The following is a 17,937-nucleotide window of genomic DNA, read 5'->3' as shown; positions in this document are numbered from 1 at the left end:
CGATCTGTGATTGAAATCTCTTGTAGTGATCGCTAAATTAATCAAACCGACAGGAACGAGATCGCCATGAACGAGAAAAACCGGCAGCGCCGCCCTCCCTTCGACCGTGAGCAAGGGATAGCCATCGCACAGGCGCTATTTCATCAGCGCGGCTTCGACGCGGTCAGCCTGACCGACCTGACCGAGGCCATGAACATCAAGCCGCCGAGCTTTTACGCCGCATATGGCAGCAAAGCCGAGCTGTTCGAGCGCGCGATGCATCGCTACGCCAGTGAAAGCGCGCTGCCTATGGACAGGCTGCTGGGACCGGATCGACCGCCCGCAGAAGCACTGACCGCACTGCTGATTACCGCTGCGAAGCAGTACGGGCGAGACCGGGCTTTGCGTGGCTGTCTGATTACCGAGGGTATGCGCGCGGACGATCCGACCGCCCGCGATATGGCCGAGAAACTGGGCAACGCCGGGAACCAGGCGATACGCCGTTACCTTGATCAGGTCCGCCCGGAAGCCGGTCAGGTTCTGACTGACTACGTGCTTATCACCCTGCGGGGCCTATCGGCGGCGGCATGCAGTGGCATGTCTCGCAAGCGCCTGGCGGAAGTGGCGCAGCTTGCCGGCAAATTGATTTCCCTCGAGTTCGAAACTCGCGACGGCGCTACGAATTTCTGAGCAACCCGCATAGACGCTACCTACGGAAGTCAGCGATCAGTGATGGTCGTTCCGGCAATGCTCTCCGCAAATTCACCACCGAAAATGCGAGCTGGCGTTTCAAAACCAGGCTTGCGATCGTCGCTTAACACCCGGCGCGCAGCTTCAATGGCGGCCAGCGGCGTGTAGGAATATCCGTTCACCGTTTCGATCATGGATCTTGCAACGCTGCCATCCGCCGCGGTGACCTCTGCAACCGCGCAAGCCCGATGGGTGTCCCGCTCATGGACGCTGGGACCATCAGGCAGTTGTGATAAGTCGCCCTTGGGAAAAGCCTCGCCCGAGATATGCACGAACATCGCGATGTTGGGGATGCCTGTCGAATGCCACCCCGTCACCAGATCACCGAAAGACAACGGCTGGCACGTCACCGGCCCGTCGCCAAAATCAAACTGGCGTGACTGCGCATCAGGCGTTGCCACGAGTTCACCGTCGATCCTTGCGAGCAACCCTGCGCCGATGATTTCGCTGACGCTCATCGCCGAACCCCGAGACATCGACCCGGGAACCTGCAGCGCAATGCTCAGCGCATGAGGGTCCGCAACCCGCTGGGCCACATGCATGGCCAGGCAGTCCGTGGGGACAACGTCCCAGCCGACGCCAGGCAGAAGCATCACGCCCGCCTCGCCAGCTTGAGCACCCAGCCGCTCCGCGAGCCGGTAGATATTAATCTCGGCCGTGATGTCTAGGTAGTCAACACCAGCCTGCATGCACGCGCGCATCAACGCCTCAGCTGTTTGCGCGAAAGGCCCTGCGAAGTTCAATAGGACGTCTATACCATCCAGCGCCTCTGCCGCCTGAGCATCTGCTCCGAACACGCGGTAAGGAACATCCAGTTGCGCGGCAAGATCTTCAAGTCGATCAACCGTACGTCCCGCTATTTCGAAAGTTAGACCTAGTGCTTTCGCTCGCTCAGCGGCCATGCGCCCGGTGTAACCCGTCGCGCCGTAAATCAGTAGTGTCTTCATTGCGCGTGCTGCCAGTTTTTGTAGACGAATTCCACACTGTAACCATCCGGGTCTAGCACGTTCGCGGCGTAATAATTCGGGTCGTAATGCAGCCGGGCACCAGGCGCGCCATTGTCAACGGCTCCCTGGCTCATAGCGGCGGCATAGGCAGCCTTGACCTCAGCCTTGCTGCTCGCGACAAACCCGACGTGAGCAGCCCGTCCCTCGACCACACCCTCGCGCAGCCAGAAGAACACTCGGCCATTGGCGCCGAAGCCTTTGAGATCCGGATGACCTGGCGGGCCGTTCTTGCCGTCATAGTCCAGACGTGCGTTGATGCCAAGCGGCGACAGTGCCGCTTCGTAAAAACGAATGGAGCGCTCGATGTCGCTAACGGATAGAAAAACATGATCCAGCACGTCATAGTCCTCGCTTTTTCAGATGTTGTAGCCGCCTGCCACTTCGATGGTCTGGGCATTGATCCAGGCGCCGTCTTCGGACAACAGCATGGTAATGACCTGCGCTACATCTTCAGGCTCACCCACCCTGCCCAGAGCGGTTTGCCCAGCCAGCATCGCCTCGAACTCGTCGTTGAGCCCGCCTCCCAACTCAGTTCGAATCGCTCCAGGTGAAACCGCATTGGCCCGTATGCGCCGATCACCGAACTCCTTGGCCATATAGCGTGTGAGCACCTCCAACCCACCTTTAAACGCCGCATAAGGCGCCACCCCGGCCGTGGCGACGCGGGTGGTGGCGCTGGTCAGGTTGACGATGCTGGCGTTCTCTTCCAGCAATGGAAGAAGTGCCTTGGTCAGGAAGAACGGACCTTTCAAATGAACGTTGAACAGGCCGTCGAACTGCGCTTCGCTGACCGTCTGCAACGGGTTGAATAGGCCATACCCCGCATTGTTGACCAAGCCAGTGAGCGTGCTGATGTTCCAGACGTCTCTCAAGGTCATCACGACCGCTTCTCGAAAGGCTTCGAAACTGCCCACGTTGCCAACATCGAGTTTGAGCGCAACGGCTTTACCGCCGGCCTGCTCGATACCCCCCACGACCTCCGCCGCTGCTTGGGGATTGTTGTTGTAAGTCAGGATGACACCCGTGCCACGCTGGGCAAGGTGCCGTGCCGTACTGGCACCGATACCACGGCTGCCGCCGGTGATGACAATCACGCTCATGTGGTGCTCCGCTGTCGATGAAATGAGTCACCACAGTAGCGACGCACCGCCTCGCCGACGCAGCCGTTCCTACTCCAAACTTGCCTGTTTCTGCTTTTTGCTTGTACGGCGCGTCGATCTCCGGTCAACATCCCTTCCATGAAAGATCAACTGAATGAGCTACGCATCTTGGCCGCCAAGGCCGAAAATCGCCGCACCGAAACGGGTATTCCGCGAGTTGCCATGGTTCAGGGCGATATCCCCGAGCACATGCTCGCTGCCGTCTACGACCCGATGATCAACCTGATCCTGCAAGGCAGCAAAACGATGACGGTGGGCGACCGCACCCTTCGGTATGACCCTGCGACGTATTTTGTGATGTCCATCGACCTGCCCGCGGTAGGGGCTGTCCACGCCGCGGAGACAGGCGAGCCCTACCTAGCCGTTAGCCTGACCCTCGACCCGACAGTGCTCGCTACATTGCTGGCTGACCTTCCGAAACCTATGGGGCGGTACGAAAACGACCCCGGCTTTTCGGTTGCTGCCATCACGCCAGAGTTGATGGACGCCTGGGTGCGCATGCTTCGACTCATGGGCAACCCGGATGCGATTGCCGCGCTCGCCCCAGCGTACGAGCGCGAGATATTGTTTCGCGTTCTACAAGGCCCGCATGGCTGGATGTTGCGAGAGATCGCCGCACCAGACACTGCCATGGCCCGCGTGAGCCTGGCCATTCAGTGGATTCGGCGAGACTTTGCTGAACCGATCAGAGTAGAAAGCCTGGCGCAAAAGGCGGCCATGAGCGTCTCGGCGTTTCACCGGCACTTCAAAGCCGTCACTACGCTGAGCCCATTGCAGTACCAGAAACGGGTTCGCCTGCTACAGGCCCGAACCCTCATGGTCGCAAGCGCCAAAAGCGTCACGGCCGCCGCGTTCGAGGTGGGCTATGAAAGCGCCACGCAATTCACGCGGGATTATGCACGGGTGTTCGGCCTGCCTCCTGCGCGGGATGCGGCGAGAATCTTGAGCGAAACGAGAGCCGATTTGTGACCTTGGCGAGATCAGATACCGATCAGCGTGCTGCGGACAGCGGCGGTCATTGTCGGAATCGCACATCCTCCATGAGCCCGGTTTAACTTATTTGCGAGTGACTGCTATTGGCCGTTAGCTGCCCTCCGCCAATGACAGCTTTGGGTCGATTCCTGTCATCGGCTGATTTAGGTTTCGGTGTTTCTAGGATTTCGCAAAAGACTCGGATGCCGACCTCTATCTGGGTGTCGTCATCTGCTTCAGCTGAGGTATCTCAACGCAGCGAATGCACTGCCAACGGCAGCCTGATGCAGCTGCTTTTCGTCCTGTCGGCCCTGCCAGTACCCACGGCGTTCAGCGAATCGAAAGGCCAGGGCAGTATCACCACGGCGAAGGGCTGCCTGCTGCTGGGCATCGGCGATGTCACTGAAAAGTGTGAACAGCAGGCGTTCCGCTGACTGCATCGCCTCCCGCTCGCTGTCATAGGCCTCCTGATGCTCATAGACGCCTATGCGGAACAGCCAGTGGACCTGGAACAGATGTGTCACCTGTGCCAGCTTGATCGGAGCAAGTGCGTCTCTGGATTCGAAGACGATCCGGGCTTTCACAGTCGAGGCGCCTACTGCCGACGGGGTGGGTGACTTAGCGGGATGACTCATCGGAGGTGCCTGCTGAAAGTGAAGTGCAGCGCTGGGCTTCTCGACGTTGTCTTTCAACATCGATCATTCGCAGCAGATGGGTGAGGCGGCTGTTGAGCCGCTGCAAGGTTTTATCGGAGAGGCTGGCCAGCCATAGCGGGATTTCATTGGCTCTGCTGCGCATCCGCTCCCTCCTGGCTTGCCAGCCAGTCCATGGCGGACAGCATGCCAGCGTCATCGAGCAGCGACGGCAGGCGGATGACCCGGCCTGAACTGTTATCCCTCAGCTCAAAGGTCGGCGTGGCATCGATGCGCTTCCTCGCCGCAGCAGCAGTCTGCTCCGCGACTACTCGGCGTACCGTGGCGTTGTCTTGGATACAGTCCTGTAGGTGCTGCGACGATAGGGCGGACTGCAAGCCCAGATGATCAATCGGCACCGCAAGGCCATCGCCATTACCGCGGCTATGCCGGTAGACGGCCCCAACGGCTTGCCAGAACATGGCATTGCCGCCCAGCCAGCCCGCGCATGTGACCAAGCGTGCCTCGTGCACAGCAGCTTCGCCGTGCATGGCCAGAGGCAGGTGATGCCACTGCCAATTGAGCGAATCCTGCCGCCCAACTAGCTGCTTCAGCTGGGGGAAAGCGTCCTTGCAGTAGGGGCACTCCAGGTCCGCATATTCGATAAGGGTGAAGCGCGCCTTTGCATTCCCGTAGACGAATATGGGCGGTTCTGGAGTAGCGGGAGTTCCTGTAGCTGCGAGCCATCCGAACAGGTGCCAGAAACAGAACAACGCCGCGGCAATCATTGCCAGCGCTAGGGCCGCGGGCCTTCCAGAGAGCGTCCTCCTGATCATGCCGACGCTTCTTTAAGGGCGATTTCATCAGGCTCACGCCCCAGCACATCCCTATGCAGCGCCTCGAGCAAGGCCTGCTGTGCCTCGTCCGGCTGCGGATGCTTGGCCAACCAATCCTTGAGCGCTGTATCGAGCTGAGCCTCGACCTCCCGGCGATCCACTGCGCGCGCCTTCACCGCCTGCAGGTTGGTAATCAACACCGGTGCGCAGATCTGCAGCGCCGTCAGGGTATCTTGCCCGGGCTGGCTGAGTAGCTTAGTCAGGCTGTCGATGAGGTCCTGGGTAAAGCGGTCCATTGCCCTCATGCGCGTGCTCCCGAAGCGGGTGGCAGATCGAAGTGATAGGGCTCGATGCCGCGTAGCCGGTCCAGCCGCGCCGCCACGGCCACGGCCGCACCCAGCTCATCGGTGCCGAGCTCCTCCATCAGTTGCGCGCGTTCAGCTTTCTCCTCAGGCTCAGTCATTGCCAGGGCCAGGAATAGACTGGGCGGTACCGCGCGGAAAAGGATCTCCATCGATTTGGACAGCACCACGCCTTCGGTGTAGGCGCCGCTTTGTTTGCGCGCCGACAGCATCAGCTCCTTCTGCGCGGGGGTGAGGGAGCGGAATTTGGAGATCTTCTCGACCTCATCCGGCGGCATGTTGAGGCAGATCCACCACTCGATCATGTTAAGCATCGGTGCGCCGGAGAGCGGGATGTCATCGATGTTCTGGGTGGCCAGCCAGAACCAGGCACCGAGTTTTCGCCACATCTTGGTGATTTTCATGGCATAGGGCAGCAGCAGTGGATGCTTGGTGATGATGTGGCCTTCGTCGGTCAGCTTGATCAGCGGGCGCCCCTTGAATTGGTCGCGTTCGGCGATGTTGTTGATCGAGTTGAGCAGCGAGATGTAGGCGATGCCGAGCTGCGCCTGGTAGCCCTCTCGGGCGTAGGTAGCAAAGTCCACTACGGTCAGGTCCGCTTCCGGCCAGGGCGTGCCAGGACGGTTGAACATCTCTCCGTCGGCACCCATGCAGAACATGTCCATGGACTCGGCCATCTCCTGCAGACGCTCTCGGCGCGCTGCGGGAAGACCTTCATCCCGGGCAGCCTCGCCGAGGGCGTCGCGTACGTCTTGAGTCAGCACGGTCTTCTCTGCCTTGGAGCAGGTCTTGGCCGCATTGATGATGGCGTGGCGGATAGCCGCGCGGTCGGCACGGGTGAGGCGAGCGTCCTCCTTCTCCTCGCCGCCGGTGATCATGAGGCGCGCGACGATCTCCATCTCACCGAGCACGTCGCGCTGATCGTCCTCGAGGTTGGCCTGAGGGGTACTGTTGCGGTCCGACGCCTCCAGGTCCTCGGCATCAAGGACGGCAACCCGAGCCGGGTCGTCTGCCAGACGGATAGCGTCAGCAAAGGGCGCCAGGCTGACGCCGGATCCTGGGGAAAGGCGCACGCGATGCACGGTCAGGCCCAGACGCTGTGCGAAGTCCGCCAGCAGACCAAAGCTGTTGCCGGCCTCGGCGACGAACATGCGCGGCCGGTAGCAGGCCAGCCACTGGATCATCAGATTGTTGAGCGTGGCCGATTTGCCAGCACCGGTGGGTCCGAAGACGAACCCGTGGGCGTTCATCTGACGATCTTCCTTGTTGAAGGGGTCGAAGGTCAGAGGCGCGCCACCGCGGTTGAAGAGGGTAGTCCCGGGGTGGCCGGTACCGGTGTGCCTACCCCAGACCGGGGCAAGGTTGGCCACGTGCTGGACGAGTAGCATCTGGACATACCATTGCAGGGCCCTGGGCTGATTCGGGTCGAAGTTGGCCGGGAGCCATCTGAGATAGCTGGAAAGACCGGCGACCTCATCATCCGGCTGCACTGGCTCCATGCTGGCGCCCAACAGGATGTTGGTCAGGTCCATACAGCGCTGCGTCAGCTCGGCCTCGTGCTTGCCGCGAACGTAGAAAGCAACGCTGCCCTTGTAGAGCTTGTGCTTGCGGCCAATAAGGTAGCGGGCGTCCTGGATGGCTTCGCGGGTCAGCGCTGAGGCTTGATTATCGCCTACGGCCTTCTTATGCAGGTTGTTGAGGTGGGCTTCCAACGTATCCTGAGGTGTGATTACCAGGGTGATGGCTAGCACCGTGTCCTCGGGAAGCTTATCCATCAGCGCATTGAGCGAATCACCGCCCTTGCGGGTTTCACCGGTCAGGTGCCCCGTCCTCGGCGCCTCGCGTAGACGATCAAGCATGATCACGCGGGTAGGCTGGCCATCGAAAAACCAGATGCCCTTGCCTGCGTCCGAGCGAGGCTCGCGGTACAGCAGGCACTGTGAGAAGTCCGTGCCACTGGCCAGTACGGGGATGGTGCCGTCCTCGACCTCGGTTGGCGTATTCACCAGTTCGAAGAAGCGATCGTGGTCCTTGCGGGTGGTCCCCAGGTGATCGGGCCAGGGATTGAACCACTGCAGGAGCCAGTGTCGGATCGCACGCTCTTCCATGCGGATGGCTTTGACGCCGGCGTTGGCCAACGAACCGACCAGGCGCTCACAGGTGTTGCGCAGGTAAAGTGCGGGATCCTGGCCACGCATCATGCCGTCACCAACGCTGCGCCGCGACACAACCATCCGGACACGACGCTGTTGGCCACGCCAGGGCAGCTTCGAGACGACCTTGTCCTCGAACAGGCCGCCAGGCTTGGAGATGGCTGAGAGGTGGTGCTTCATCAGCCCTTGGTAGAGCTCGGTGAAGGCCGAGCCTTGGGCACGTGGCTTCACGTAGCTGCGGAAGCCCTCAAGGAAGCTGTCGAACTGGATCTCGTCATAGGCGTACATCTGGATGACCCAAGGGCTGACCTCGAGCTCATCGAAGCTATCCTGCAGGGCATTCTCCAGGGCATCCCGCGCTTGGCGGAGCCAGTCCGGGGACCGACCCTCGGTGCCGATCGGCACGATGTCGAAAAAGGCTGCCAGCGACTTGCCGTCCTCGAGCAGCATGGCCTGGTGCTCAGGTAGGTATTCGATCCAGGGCAGCAGGTTGGTGAAGCTGGGATTGACGTCGTAAAGCTTGGCCACGTCAGCCACGGTCGCGGGCTTCTCCTTGCCGGTCATCCAAGAGCTGGGCTCAGGGATACCGTGCGCCTTGAGGCGGTCCAGATGGCGCTGATAGGCAGCTTCCTCGTCGACTTCAAGCGCGCGAGTGGCCCGGATAGACTCTGGAGCAGGAACAGCCGTTATTTCCGTCGCGGAAATACCTGCTTCGGGATGTGGATCGGCGGCCAAGCTCTCGACTACCTGTACGTCGGTATCTGTGATCGCCGCTGGCTCAGTGACTGTAGCTTTGCGATTGCGAAGGCGTTCGAAGATGCCCATCAATAGTTCTCCACCCGCTCACCCGGCATTGCGTACTGCACACGCTGGTAGAGCGGGAAAACGGTGGTGTAGCCGGGAATAGGGGCAGGATCCGAGCCAGCCAGGTGTGGGAAGACGTACATGACCAGGTCCGGATTGGGCAGGCGCTTGAACTGGCTGTAGATCTCGTTCTGCGCGGTGCGCGAATAGCCGACGTTGTCCGCCAACGGCCGTGCCTGGGTCGTGTCGACAGGACGGCGCAATTCAGCGCGTGCATCGACGAGCTGACGGCCTTGGCTGCTGCCGGCGTTCCAGACGTCCATCATGGTCTGGTCGCCGTGGGGGAGCATCTTCTCCTTGTCCACCGAGCAGCCGGCAGCCAGTAGGACCATGGCCAGCACAGCCGCCATCTGTAGTCGTGCGTGATTAGTCGAGGTCAGCCGAGGCATGGCGAGCTCCCTTGCGATAGTCGACCTTGCGGCCCTTGAGTTCGTAGTCGATGGCCAACTCCTGGTCGAGGTGGATGGCCACCTTCGCCCCAGGCTGGACGTAAATGGCGGCGAAGGCCTGGCCGTAGAGCTTGTTTACCCAGGTGGAGATGTCGCTGACGCCCTGGTTGAGGATCTTGCCCATGGCCTCGTTGCCGGAGATTCCGGTCGTGCCGATGGTGCCGCTGGAGGTCTGCACGTAGCTCGACCTGCTGCCGTCGCTCTTGATGAGTGAGGCAGCGCCGGCGCCGGCGGCCGTGATCAGCGCCTGGGAGCCGATGTACTGGGCAGCGTTGCTGCGGCGATCGCCGGCGATGCAGGGGATACCGTAGGGATCGCTGATCCAGCCCATACCGCCCTGGACAGCGGCCGGCTGGCCATTGGTAGAGGCGTTCTGGTTGTTCTGGCCGTTGTTCTGCTGACCGCCGTTCTCTTGCGGTGCCGGCAGGGTACGCACGGTGCCGTCGGTGAAGACGAAGGTCATGCTGCGGATCTGGCCACGCACGCAGGACAGGGTCCAATCGCCTGAGGCGGTACCGCTCACGACAGCGCCAGCGACGTCGGGCAAGTCGATGCCGTTGGCGGTCAGGTTGTCCGGACCGATCAGCACCTTGAAGGGGTAGGGGTCATTGACCGTGCCGTCGACCGGTACGCGGCCCACCAGGGCGGTCATGGATACCGAGCCCATCAGCGTCGAGTTCTGCGGCAGGGTGTAGACCTTGCGGACTTTCTTGCGCGTCTGCTCATCGCCGCCCATGCCATCAGCCACGCGCTGCGCACCGCCGGACGCCGCGTCCAGGGTCTTCTGGCCAGCGGTGCCGAATGACGTTGGGAAGGCGAAGCCACTGGCCGCCTGGCCACTGCCGGCAGCGAGAGGCTTGCCGTTGGCATCGACCGCCGTACCGTCCTGCGGCTCAATCCACACCAGGTCCGAGCTACCGCTGCCTTTCTTGAACTGGTTGCCTTCGCCCGGGTTGATGCCGAGCCCGATAGGCATATCGCCGCCAGAACCTGCAGCGCCGCCCAACTGACTCCCCATCTGCGACAGGGTGTTGAGCTGCTTCTGCAAATTATCGACGAGTCCTTGGGTCTGCTTCTGCTGATTCTCCATGCCCTGGTTGATCCCCGCCTGGACGCGGTTGTCGACCGTGCTGTTGATGTTGCTCAGTTGAGCCTTGAGACCTTCGTTCTCCCGCTTGGCCTCTTCGTTGTCTTTCAAGACCTTGCTCATTTGATCTTTCAGCTGTCGACTCTCGGCGACGATGGTGCGCAGGGTGTCGTTCGCCGTATCACCTTCAATCCCGAGCGCCTTGGCCTGTTCGGGGGTGAGCTGGGCGGATTGCGGCTGCTCAGGCTCTGCAGGCTTGCCGCGGCCGAGCATTTTCACCCCGACGAAGACCACCAGGACGAGCAGGGGCAGTAGGGCGTACTTGAGGAGCGGGTTACTTCTGAGCTGCATGGCGTGCCTCCGGGCTCACCCGAGGATCAGCTGCGCTCAGGCTGGGCAGCAGCGACTGGCCAAGGCCATGGTCCTTGGTGACCAAGTAGAGCACCGTGGTGTCACTGGCATCGCCGCGAGCGCCGAGGTAGGGGTGCTGGAAGGTGGCAGTCGCGAAGTCGCCCATCAGCTCGCGTGGATCCAGGGCTAGGCGCTGGCCGGTCTGGTTGCGAAGTTTCACCGCAGTCACCCAGTGGTCGTCTAACCGCCAGGCGCCCAACTGGCTGGCTTCGACGGGCAGGGCCGGCAGCAGCGTCGACAGGTCAAGGCGCTTGTCGACCTTGACCTGGGCGACGCCGTCGACCGGCTCCAACGTACGGAGCGGGGCATAGAGCATCTGGGCGGCATACCGCGTGAGCACGACGGGGATCGGCGTTTCGCGTTTGGGCGGGGCCGGCTCGTCGTCATCTTCATCAGCCTGTCTGCTGGCTTTGGCTGCGGCCTTCGGGGCACTGCTTCCGCTCCTCGAAGCTGCCTGGCCATATCGGATCGGGGTCGTATCGCCGGGCACGATCTTGATCGCTTCCAGCGGCGCGTGACCTTCCTGTGCGGGGGTCGCAGCGATGTCGGCCAGCATGATTTCGCCGGTGGCCGCATTCTGCAGCTGCAGGCGGCTGGGTTCGATAGCGTCCTTGGCCAGCAGGTAGATGGCACCGCCGGTGCTTTGCACCCGGATCTTGTCGGCGATGGCTGGAGGTACGCCGACGCGGACGTTGGCGTCGACGAAAAGGATCCGCTCTTGGCCCACTACCAAAGGGATAGCCATGGGGACGCGCTCCCATTTGCGGATCTCGGTGGCCTGGGCAAGGCTGCTCAGCAAGAGGCCGCCCAGCACCAGGGCGAGGGAGTGACTGGACCTCATGGTGTACCTCGAGCTTTAACTTCGACGCCGGCCTCGATCCGCTGCGGCTGGCCGCTGTAGCAGTCCCACTTCATGCCCCAAGGGTTTTTTTCAGGATCGACGTCGGCTCTGACGACATGCAGTGGGTAGCGCGTGAGCGCCGTCTTGACCTTCTCGCCGCCGAGGTGCTCGTTCGCCACGACGTCGAGCATCACGGTCCACTCGCTATTACCCAGCACCTGGACGCGCCGGGTGGGATCATCGCCGTAGCCTGAACCAGGGATCTCCGCCACGTTGCGCACGCGTTTGCGCAGCTCACCGCTGTTACGTTTGAGCGCTTCATCCCCCTCCAGATACGCCTTACAAGAAGGGGTGATGAAAGGGGTCAAGCGAGTGATGTTGTCGCTGTAGTTCTTTTCGCCATCGGAGGGCCAGCTGTTCATCTGCTGGAAGATGTAGAAGGCGTAGGCATAGACCGACTCGGGAGGGATCTCCCACCAGGGTCGTGTGCTCCCGGAGCGCAGGTCCGGCGGCACATGCACGGTCAGATCCTTGGGCGCGCTGTACCAGCCGTAGCCATTCCAAATCGCGATGCCGCTGACCAGGCCCAGGGCAAGGCGCAGGGTGGTGATATGGGCACGCTGCGAATCGGACAGCTTCCACGCGCGGCTCATAGCCCCACCATCCGCTTACAGGTCCAGCTGCCGCTACGGATCACCAGGCGACGTCCGGCAATCCCCCAATGGGCCAGACGGCATTCCACCTGCCGCCACAGCCACGTTTCAGGGCGTCCGCGTTTCCAGCGGCGCAGCAAGCGCCCGGCAAGCACAAGCCCCAAGGAACCGCAGGCCAGTGCGGCAAAAATTGGCATGGCCGGGGTGGTAAAAAATGCTAAAGGGATGCCAACCACAAAGCCGAAGGAGGCGCAGACGATGATGGTGGCGAACATCTCGTCGGTGGTCAGGCCGCCCACAACGACGGGTTGGGTATTGAGGCGATTCGGCAAGAAGCGAAGCGTGCCGTCCTCGTGCAGGTCCTGGGTGATGTCCATCTGCGCCGTCCTGCCTTACATGATGCCGCTGGCTTTGGTGACGATGAAGATCACCAGGCCGATGAGAATCACGCCGACGACAACGGTGGCACCTAGGTCTTTCCAGGTTTTCTTGCCCGTATGGATCTCGTGATAGACACCGATACCGTGGGATGCCACGACAATCAGGCAGAAGGCGCACAGGGCCAGTGCGATCAGCATGAAGCCGTCGTAGCCGTAGTTCTTGAGCGTTTCGAGCCAGGTGGAACCTTCGCCGCGCGAGGGCGCTTGAGCGCTGGGCAGGGCGGCCTGGCTGATTGCCGGAATTAGAGCGGCGATCGTCAGGACGGCTTGGGTTTTAGCGCGAAGGCCGAGGGTGAACAGACGTTTGAGGGACAGCATGGATTTCTCCTCGAGGGGTTAATGCAAAATCAGCCAGGACAGAACGAAGTAAAGGATCAGCCCCTTGATCAGGGCGCCCTTGGCAGTGGCGGGTTTGAGGTTCTGATTGGCCCAGCCCTTGTAGAGGCTGATAGCGAGCCAGGCGAACCAGAGGGTGGTCACGGCCATGGCCGCGGAGAGCCAGAACAGATTGCTGGCGGAGGGCGGAATACCACTCGCTGCCTGAAACGCAGAGGTCTGCGCAGCGGTCATGCTCATGGCTGCGTGCCTTCGCGCTGGTACTGGCCGGAGAGCTCGGCCGCATCGCGCGGTTGGGCGCGGCTCGGTGCCAGGTAGTCCTGCAGGCCCTGACGGATCCGCGCGATGTCAGCGGCCAGACGGTTGTAGTCGAGGCGATAGCGGGTACTGCCGTCGCTGGGCAACTCGGCGCTGCGCCTGGCAACAGCCTCGACGGCATTGAGCTGGCGGATCATGACGTCGACGTTGGCCTGCTCGGAGGCCGTACCAGCGGCATGGGCCTGGCTCGTCAGGATCCCGAGCGCGATGGCCAGGCTGCCGGCAAGGGCGAAGCGGTGGTTTGTCGTGCGAGGGTAGGAGGACAGTTTCACAGCATGGCCCTGGGCTAGCGGGTGGATGCCGCACAGGATGCCGAGGGCCGTAGGCAAGGTCAGCGGGAAACCATTACTGCACCCAAATAGGTTGCAAACCCGCTTGGTTACTGACTTTGCGTCGGGGCAATAAGCCGCTTGAAAAACATTAGAAAGCCGGTCGCCACCGCGTAGCCCACGCCCCAGCCCTGGTTGCCCTGGGCGGTCTGCTGACCGATCTGAGCGCGGCCTTCCAGCACCGGCTGCACGCTGACCAGTTCCCAGCCGTTAGCGCCTAGTGCCTGCAGGCGAGCCTGCCGTTCTGGATCGGCCAGGAAAGCAGCGACGTCAGGGGTACCGGTCTGCTGTTCGTGCTTGAACATCAGCCAGCCGCGCTCTTGGACGCGGTAGGTGAGGGGGTAGAATTCAGTGTGGTATTCGAAGCGGGCAAGGGACATGGACGGCTCCAGTTCGATGGAGCGGCCATCGTCCTGTGACCCATTGCAGCCTCACCAGGCGAAACCGTATCTGGGTCTCATGAGGTTACGATCAGGGTGTCGAACGATCGGCTTGGCTATGCTGTCATCAGAAAAACCACGGGAGGTCGTATGACTGAGATCGGATTTCTCCCCGAAGAAGCCAAAGAACGCTGGCGGGACTTGACTCATGCGATGGCCATCATGGGCCTAGGGCATCTAGCCAAGCTATATGGTCAACTCGAGGGCTACATTTTGGCCATGCTCGACTTCGGCCGGATCACTGCACCGCAGGGAAGGCAGCTCCTCACGGTGGCGGCCGATCTGTTTGATCAATGTCGCTCAGAGTATCTCAAGCACAAGCAAAAGCCGCGGCGGCGCATTGCGCACTCGGTAGCTGTTCAAATGAGGCAGAGCCAGTGCGACAACTGAGTGCGAGACTTCTTGCACCGGCAGACGAGCGTGTCGGTCAATAACAAGGATTGCCGCTTGGCTCCCAGCTTCAATGTCTCAAGCCTATGATTGAGAACGTGCAATACGTCATCTAAGAGATTTGTCGACATGAACCGGGTGGTGATAGCTGAAGACGAGGGGCTCTTGGTCGAAATGCTTACCGAGCTATTTGCTGAAGAAGGATTTGTCGTAACTGCTTTCGGGACTGCCGATGAGGCTTGGCGACACTTGAAGGCCCAGCAATCGCCACCGGACCTTCTGTTCACAGACGTCAAAATGCCTGGGAGGATGGATGGCCTTGAGCTGGCTGATGCGTTCTCGGCACTCTGGCCTGCGATACCAGTCGTCATATCCTCTGGTCATGTTCATTCGGCTGAGCATTCACATCGCCAGACGAGTTTCTTGGCCAAGCCCTGGTCGCTTGATGCCCTGAGTAAGGTTTGTCGTAACGTTCGAGCCAGCGCTAGCTAGCGTTTCTCGCGCTTAAAGATCATGGGTGGAGAATGCGCATCTCGCCCAGTAGCAGTTTCACGGATTGGCCAGGGGTTCGGCAGATGTTGACGGCTGAGCGCCATTGTTCTGGAGCGATGTCTAACGCTGCGCAAGCCTTCCACGACCACGCTTGCTGGTCCAAATCGTTCAGGCTGCTCCATGGCCACGCAGGCTTATGATCGTTTGACTGCAGGTATTGTCGCTCTGCCTCGCGAGAGACTTTTGCCAGCAACTGCGCTTGATATTTCTTAGAGTGAGCCACCGCGTTTCGCTCCTTCCCGACAGGGTTATGTACGGTATATCCATACAGTGTCGCACGGGATCGGAATTCGTGAAAACACGTCTACCGAATGGTAACCAGTGACCTACAAGCTTTGGGCTGGGAACCGCTGGAAGCCTCGAGTGCTCGAACTGCGATCATTCCTTGAGGCAAGACCATGGATGCACTGAGCAACCAGCTATCCGCTCTAGATCCACCCTTGAAGCATGAATTGGAATCTCAGGGAAATAATCTGGTAATCACCCTGATCGATCCGGCAAGGCCTGCGAAGGTTACGCGCACACTGAACCGGTGCCTCATCGACAATACGCCTCTGCTGTATGAGGTGATCCGAGATGCCGTCAACGAACTGAGAGCCACCGGCTGTCATCCGCCAATCAGCGAACGCGAGATTTTCCCTGACAACTAGCAGCGTGCATGCTCTTCTTTCAGTGCTCCCTGATTTACGTTTAAGGCCCGCTTGCGCTTGATCGAAGCGACGGCCTGTCTGGCACCCTATGCGCCGAACCGTATTCGAAGGACGGTAGGGATCAGCAATGCTGCCGAAGTACCATTCTCGCTTCTTACGCTACATTTCTGGCTTCTTTCCAGAGAGCCTCCTTGTAGAGGTGACACTCACCATCGACGATAACGAGGTCATGGCTATCAATATCGCAACCTCCGCAGGGGATTTAGCTCATTGTGAAACGACAGAGACACAAGCCCTCGACATCGTAGCAATGGGTGAAATTGCTCAGGTACTTAAGGCGCGCGTTGGCATGGCCAGCGAGACGGCTTAGGGAGGGGCGGATCAGTTGACCATTGCTTGCAGCAGTGCCGTCTCACTTTCCTCGATATCCAGCAGCGCAGTACGTGCATCTTCGGTCAACCCACTCTGCTTCAGATGAGCAAGTTGCACCAAAGTCGATAGCGCTATGTGGTTTTCTTCGAAAGCCTCGGCATCCTCGGCGGTGACGCTTCTCTGTTGACGTTTGGCACTGTAGCCCAGCACATCGGCCAGACAGTTGGTGGCGATGTCGATCAGCGTTTGCTCCAGCTGGGTGATGGTGCTCATAGATCAATTTCCTTGTCGCCAGATACGTCGGCGAGTGAAGAAAGGGAAATTGAAGCCTAGTCCAATACTTCTACAGACAACGCTTAAGCCTTGTCCTTATGTCGGACCACAGCGGGTAGGCGGCTTTATGACATTCCTGCTGATCCTCTTCTACCAAGTCAGAGCCTACTCAGCGGGACGACGTTAAGCTTCCATTCAGCTCCTTGTATCGCTGCATGATGTCGATCACCAGCGAGTTCACCGCCAGGATCTGCATGGCCCGGGTCGCTGAGACGTACAGCAGGTTCAGCTCATCGTCGCGGCTGGCCCGGTCAGTCTCCGGCACGAGCGGATCCGCGCTGAAATCGTCGTACAGCCCCACGAAGTCCCACTCCAGGCCCTTGGCCTTGTGCGCGGTCGTCAAGGTGACCGTGGCATCCAGCTCGCTGGCCACCGCGCAGCGCCGCAGCTGCTCGATGCGCTTGGGCAGGTCGAAGTAGGCCTCGATGATCCGCACCGAGCGCTGCATCTCCGGATCCTGGGTGGCCTTGGCGATCTCCTGGTACTGCTCGAAGTCCCGGTAGTCGCGCAAGAGCTTTTTCTGCTGCACCAGGTCGTTGCGACCACGGCTGAACTGGAACAGGTCCTCGAGCTCGCGCAGCGAGTAGCTGTCGATCCCGCCGATCCAGAACATGCGGTGGCCACCCTGCTTTTCCAGGCGCAGGGCGTTCTCGATCACGCCGCTGACCGTGCGATGCAGCCAGGTCCGATGGGCGAGGTCCTCCGGCAGCGAGCGTTTGACCAGGGTGCGCTGGCCGAGCCCCTGCAGCTTCACCGTCTCACCTTTGAACGACAGGATCACGTTGGCCACGTGGGCGACGGCCGGACCGAATCGGAATGACTGGGTCAGGTAGTGCTTCTCGGCATCGGCCATCCACGCCGCGCTCAGGGCGTCCTGGGCTCCGCGGAAACGATAGAGTTGCTGGTGGCGATCGCCGACCATGACCTGGATGGTGCGCTGCCGCTGCACCAGGTCGGCGATTACCGGATTCACGTCCTGGCCCTCATCGAGCAGGATGGCGCCGAAGCGGTTGGACAGGTCCGGGCGGCTCATTTGGTAGAGCTTGAGGTAGCCGTCGTGGGTGATCTGCACGCCGGCGTCCTGCAGGTCGATCATGCGCTTCCAGACGCTGATGGCCAGCCCCACTACCTGGGTGATGCGCCGCTCCTGCAGCGGCGTCAGGCCGCGGCCTTCGTAGCGTACGAAGTGGCGACCGTCCAGGGCCATGTCGGCGCTGGCCATGAAGGTGTTGAGGGTGTTGACCACGTCGCGAGCCAGCTCCCAATCCTGGGTATCCAGCACCCGGGCGACCTCGGTGATGCGCAGGTTGCCGGCCTGCTTGTGCTGGTACTGGGTCCCGTAGACCGCATAGGCTAGACCGTGGGCGGTTTTGCAGGTGACGTTGCGTGGAAAGCGGTTCTTCGCCGCCATCTCCACCGACTTGTTATAGCAGAGGTAGAGCATCTTCACGTCCGCATGGGCGCTGGCGTAGCCCACGAGGGTAGTGGTCTTGCCGGTGCCGGCGAAGGCCTGGATCAGCAGCTTGCGGGCATTTGACGCGATGGCGGGGGCTTGCTCAGGGGTCCACTGCATGGGGTAACTCCAGATCGGCTGGGACAGGGGTTCAATACCACCCCTGCA

The 17,937-nt window shown here is 60.9% G+C and carries 25 protein-coding genes; 6 read left to right on the top strand and 19 right to left on the bottom strand.

All coding sequences use genetic code 11. From position 1 onward, the window contains the following. Window positions 1-66: 66 nt before the first annotated feature. Window positions 67-669 carry a TetR/AcrR family transcriptional regulator gene (locus V6W80_RS15490; RefSeq protein WP_027602299.1) on the top strand — a complete coding sequence of 201 codons (603 nt, stop codon included), beginning with the start codon at window positions 67-69 and terminating at the stop codon, window positions 667-669. 29 nt (window positions 670-698) lie between these two features. Here V6W80_RS15490 and V6W80_RS15485 read toward each other — a convergent pair whose 3' ends face one another. The 3 genes from V6W80_RS15485 to V6W80_RS15475 are packed head-to-tail and all read right to left on the bottom strand — an operon-like array spanning window position 699 to window position 2,836. Further along, entirely contained in the window at window positions 699-1,676 is a 978-nt protein-coding gene (locus tag V6W80_RS15485) for a saccharopine dehydrogenase family protein (protein ID WP_338544758.1), read from the bottom strand. Next, window positions 1,673-2,074 (bottom strand): VOC family protein, encoded by a 402-nt coding sequence (locus tag V6W80_RS15480; RefSeq protein ID WP_027602301.1) that lies wholly within the window; start codon window positions 2,072-2,074, stop codon window positions 1,673-1,675. The genes V6W80_RS15485 and V6W80_RS15480 overlap by 4 nt, the downstream gene beginning before the upstream one ends. An 18-nt stretch (window positions 2,075-2,092) precedes the next feature. After that, window positions 2,093-2,836 (bottom strand): SDR family NAD(P)-dependent oxidoreductase, encoded by a 744-nt coding sequence (locus V6W80_RS15475; protein WP_308707351.1) that lies wholly within the window; start codon window positions 2,834-2,836, stop codon window positions 2,093-2,095. A 138-nt stretch (window positions 2,837-2,974) separates the two neighbouring features. Between V6W80_RS15475 and V6W80_RS15470 the strand changes: the two genes are divergently transcribed. Next, window positions 2,975-3,865: an AraC family transcriptional regulator gene (locus tag V6W80_RS15470; RefSeq protein ID WP_338544757.1), complete on the top strand. Its 891-nt coding sequence runs from the start codon at window positions 2,975-2,977 to the stop codon at window positions 3,863-3,865. A 239-nt stretch (window positions 3,866-4,104) separates the two neighbouring features. Here the strand turns inward: V6W80_RS15470 and V6W80_RS15465 are convergent, their stop codons facing one another. The 14 genes from V6W80_RS15465 to V6W80_RS15400 all read right to left on the bottom strand — a co-directional run bounded on the left by V6W80_RS15465 (window position 4,105) and on the right by V6W80_RS15400 (window position 13,959). Further along, entirely contained in the window at window positions 4,105-4,452 is a 348-nt protein-coding gene (locus V6W80_RS15465; RefSeq protein WP_338544756.1) for a hypothetical protein, read from the bottom strand. Between the two features lie 34 nt (window positions 4,453-4,486). Beyond that, window positions 4,487-4,666 carry a hypothetical protein gene (locus tag V6W80_RS15460; RefSeq protein WP_338544755.1) on the bottom strand — a complete coding sequence of 60 codons (180 nt, stop codon included), beginning with the start codon at window positions 4,664-4,666 and terminating at the stop codon, window positions 4,487-4,489. Next, window positions 4,647-5,336: a DsbA family protein gene (locus V6W80_RS15455; protein ID WP_338544754.1), complete on the bottom strand. Its 690-nt coding sequence runs from the start codon at window positions 5,334-5,336 to the stop codon at window positions 4,647-4,649. Before V6W80_RS15455 ends, V6W80_RS15460 begins: the two co-directional genes overlap by 20 nt. Continuing rightward, window positions 5,333-5,641 (bottom strand): hypothetical protein, encoded by a 309-nt coding sequence (locus V6W80_RS15450; protein WP_338544753.1) that lies wholly within the window; start codon window positions 5,639-5,641, stop codon window positions 5,333-5,335. The genes V6W80_RS15455 and V6W80_RS15450 overlap by 4 nt, the downstream gene beginning before the upstream one ends. Then, entirely contained in the window at window positions 5,638-8,676 is a 3,039-nt protein-coding gene (locus V6W80_RS15445; protein WP_338544752.1) for a conjugative transfer ATPase, read from the bottom strand. Before V6W80_RS15445 ends, V6W80_RS15450 begins: the two co-directional genes overlap by 4 nt. Further along, complete coding sequence (locus tag V6W80_RS15440) at window positions 8,676-9,104, bottom strand: TIGR03751 family conjugal transfer lipoprotein (protein WP_338544751.1); 429 nt, start codon at window positions 9,102-9,104, stop codon at window positions 8,676-8,678. The genes V6W80_RS15445 and V6W80_RS15440 overlap by 1 nt, the downstream gene beginning before the upstream one ends. Continuing rightward, window positions 9,082-10,602 (bottom strand): TIGR03752 family integrating conjugative element protein, encoded by a 1,521-nt coding sequence (locus V6W80_RS15435; RefSeq protein ID WP_338544750.1) that lies wholly within the window; start codon window positions 10,600-10,602, stop codon window positions 9,082-9,084. The genes V6W80_RS15440 and V6W80_RS15435 overlap by 23 nt, the downstream gene beginning before the upstream one ends. Further along, window positions 10,586-11,503, bottom strand: a complete 918-nt coding sequence (locus V6W80_RS15430; RefSeq protein WP_338544749.1) for a TIGR03749 family integrating conjugative element protein — start codon at window positions 11,501-11,503, stop codon at window positions 10,586-10,588. The genes V6W80_RS15435 and V6W80_RS15430 overlap by 17 nt, the downstream gene beginning before the upstream one ends. Further along, window positions 11,500-12,156 carry a PFL_4703 family integrating conjugative element protein gene (locus V6W80_RS15425; protein WP_338544748.1) on the bottom strand — a complete coding sequence of 219 codons (657 nt, stop codon included), beginning with the start codon at window positions 12,154-12,156 and terminating at the stop codon, window positions 11,500-11,502. Before V6W80_RS15425 ends, V6W80_RS15430 begins: the two co-directional genes overlap by 4 nt. Continuing rightward, a complete protein-coding gene (locus V6W80_RS15420; RefSeq protein ID WP_058778635.1) occupies window positions 12,153-12,533 on the bottom strand; it encodes a TIGR03750 family conjugal transfer protein in 381 nt (126 codons plus the stop codon). Before V6W80_RS15420 ends, V6W80_RS15425 begins: the two co-directional genes overlap by 4 nt. A 15-nt stretch (window positions 12,534-12,548) precedes the next feature. Beyond that, complete coding sequence (locus tag V6W80_RS15415) at window positions 12,549-12,911, bottom strand: TIGR03745 family integrating conjugative element membrane protein (protein ID WP_430707815.1); 363 nt, start codon at window positions 12,909-12,911, stop codon at window positions 12,549-12,551. 21 nt (window positions 12,912-12,932) lie between these two features. Continuing rightward, the gene (locus V6W80_RS15410) at window positions 12,933-13,172 is read right to left on the bottom strand and encodes a TIGR03758 family integrating conjugative element protein (protein WP_093255544.1); all 240 of its coding nucleotides are present in this window, start codon (window positions 13,170-13,172) and stop codon (window positions 12,933-12,935) included. After that, window positions 13,169-13,465: an RAQPRD family integrative conjugative element protein gene (locus tag V6W80_RS15405; RefSeq protein ID WP_338547450.1), complete on the bottom strand. Its 297-nt coding sequence runs from the start codon at window positions 13,463-13,465 to the stop codon at window positions 13,169-13,171. The genes V6W80_RS15410 and V6W80_RS15405 overlap by 4 nt, the downstream gene beginning before the upstream one ends. A gap of 164 nt (window positions 13,466-13,629) precedes the next feature. Next, window positions 13,630-13,959: a hypothetical protein gene (locus V6W80_RS15400; protein ID WP_338544746.1), complete on the bottom strand. Its 330-nt coding sequence runs from the start codon at window positions 13,957-13,959 to the stop codon at window positions 13,630-13,632. A 150-nt stretch (window positions 13,960-14,109) separates the two neighbouring features. Between V6W80_RS15400 and V6W80_RS15395 the strand changes: the two genes are divergently transcribed. The 4 genes from V6W80_RS15395 to V6W80_RS15385 all read left to right on the top strand — a co-directional run bounded on the left by V6W80_RS15395 (window position 14,110) and on the right by V6W80_RS15385 (window position 15,981). Further along, complete coding sequence (locus tag V6W80_RS15395) at window positions 14,110-14,409, top strand: hypothetical protein (RefSeq protein ID WP_338544745.1); 300 nt, start codon at window positions 14,110-14,112, stop codon at window positions 14,407-14,409. 129 nt (window positions 14,410-14,538) lie between these two features. After that, window positions 14,539-14,901 carry a response regulator gene (locus V6W80_RS24115; RefSeq protein WP_430707722.1) on the top strand — a complete coding sequence of 121 codons (363 nt, stop codon included), beginning with the start codon at window positions 14,539-14,541 and terminating at the stop codon, window positions 14,899-14,901. Window positions 14,902-15,359: 458 nt separating this feature from the next. After that, entirely contained in the window at window positions 15,360-15,611 is a 252-nt protein-coding gene (locus tag V6W80_RS15390; protein ID WP_338544744.1) for a hypothetical protein, read from the top strand. A gap of 127 nt (window positions 15,612-15,738) precedes the next feature. After that, window positions 15,739-15,981 (top strand): hypothetical protein, encoded by a 243-nt coding sequence (locus tag V6W80_RS15385; protein WP_338544743.1) that lies wholly within the window; start codon window positions 15,739-15,741, stop codon window positions 15,979-15,981. Window positions 15,982-15,992: 11 nt separating this feature from the next. Here the strand turns inward: V6W80_RS15385 and V6W80_RS15380 are convergent, their stop codons facing one another. Together V6W80_RS15380 and V6W80_RS15375 are read right to left on the bottom strand one after the other, a co-directional pair. Next, window positions 15,993-16,256, bottom strand: coding sequence for a hypothetical protein (locus V6W80_RS15380; protein WP_338544742.1), 264 nt, complete (start codon window positions 16,254-16,256; stop codon window positions 15,993-15,995). 169 nt (window positions 16,257-16,425) lie between these two features. Beyond that, window positions 16,426-17,889 (bottom strand): UvrD-helicase domain-containing protein, encoded by a 1,464-nt coding sequence (locus V6W80_RS15375; protein WP_338544741.1) that lies wholly within the window; start codon window positions 17,887-17,889, stop codon window positions 16,426-16,428. Window positions 17,890-17,937 lie beyond the last annotated feature (48 nt).

It is taken from the genome of Pseudomonas benzopyrenica, from assembly GCF_036884265.1.
Taxonomy (GTDB): Bacteria; Pseudomonadota; Gammaproteobacteria; order Pseudomonadales; family Pseudomonadaceae; genus Chryseomonas; species Chryseomonas benzopyrenica.
Note: the sequence above shows the minus strand (reverse complement) of the source record. Positions and strands in the feature narration are given on the sequence as shown.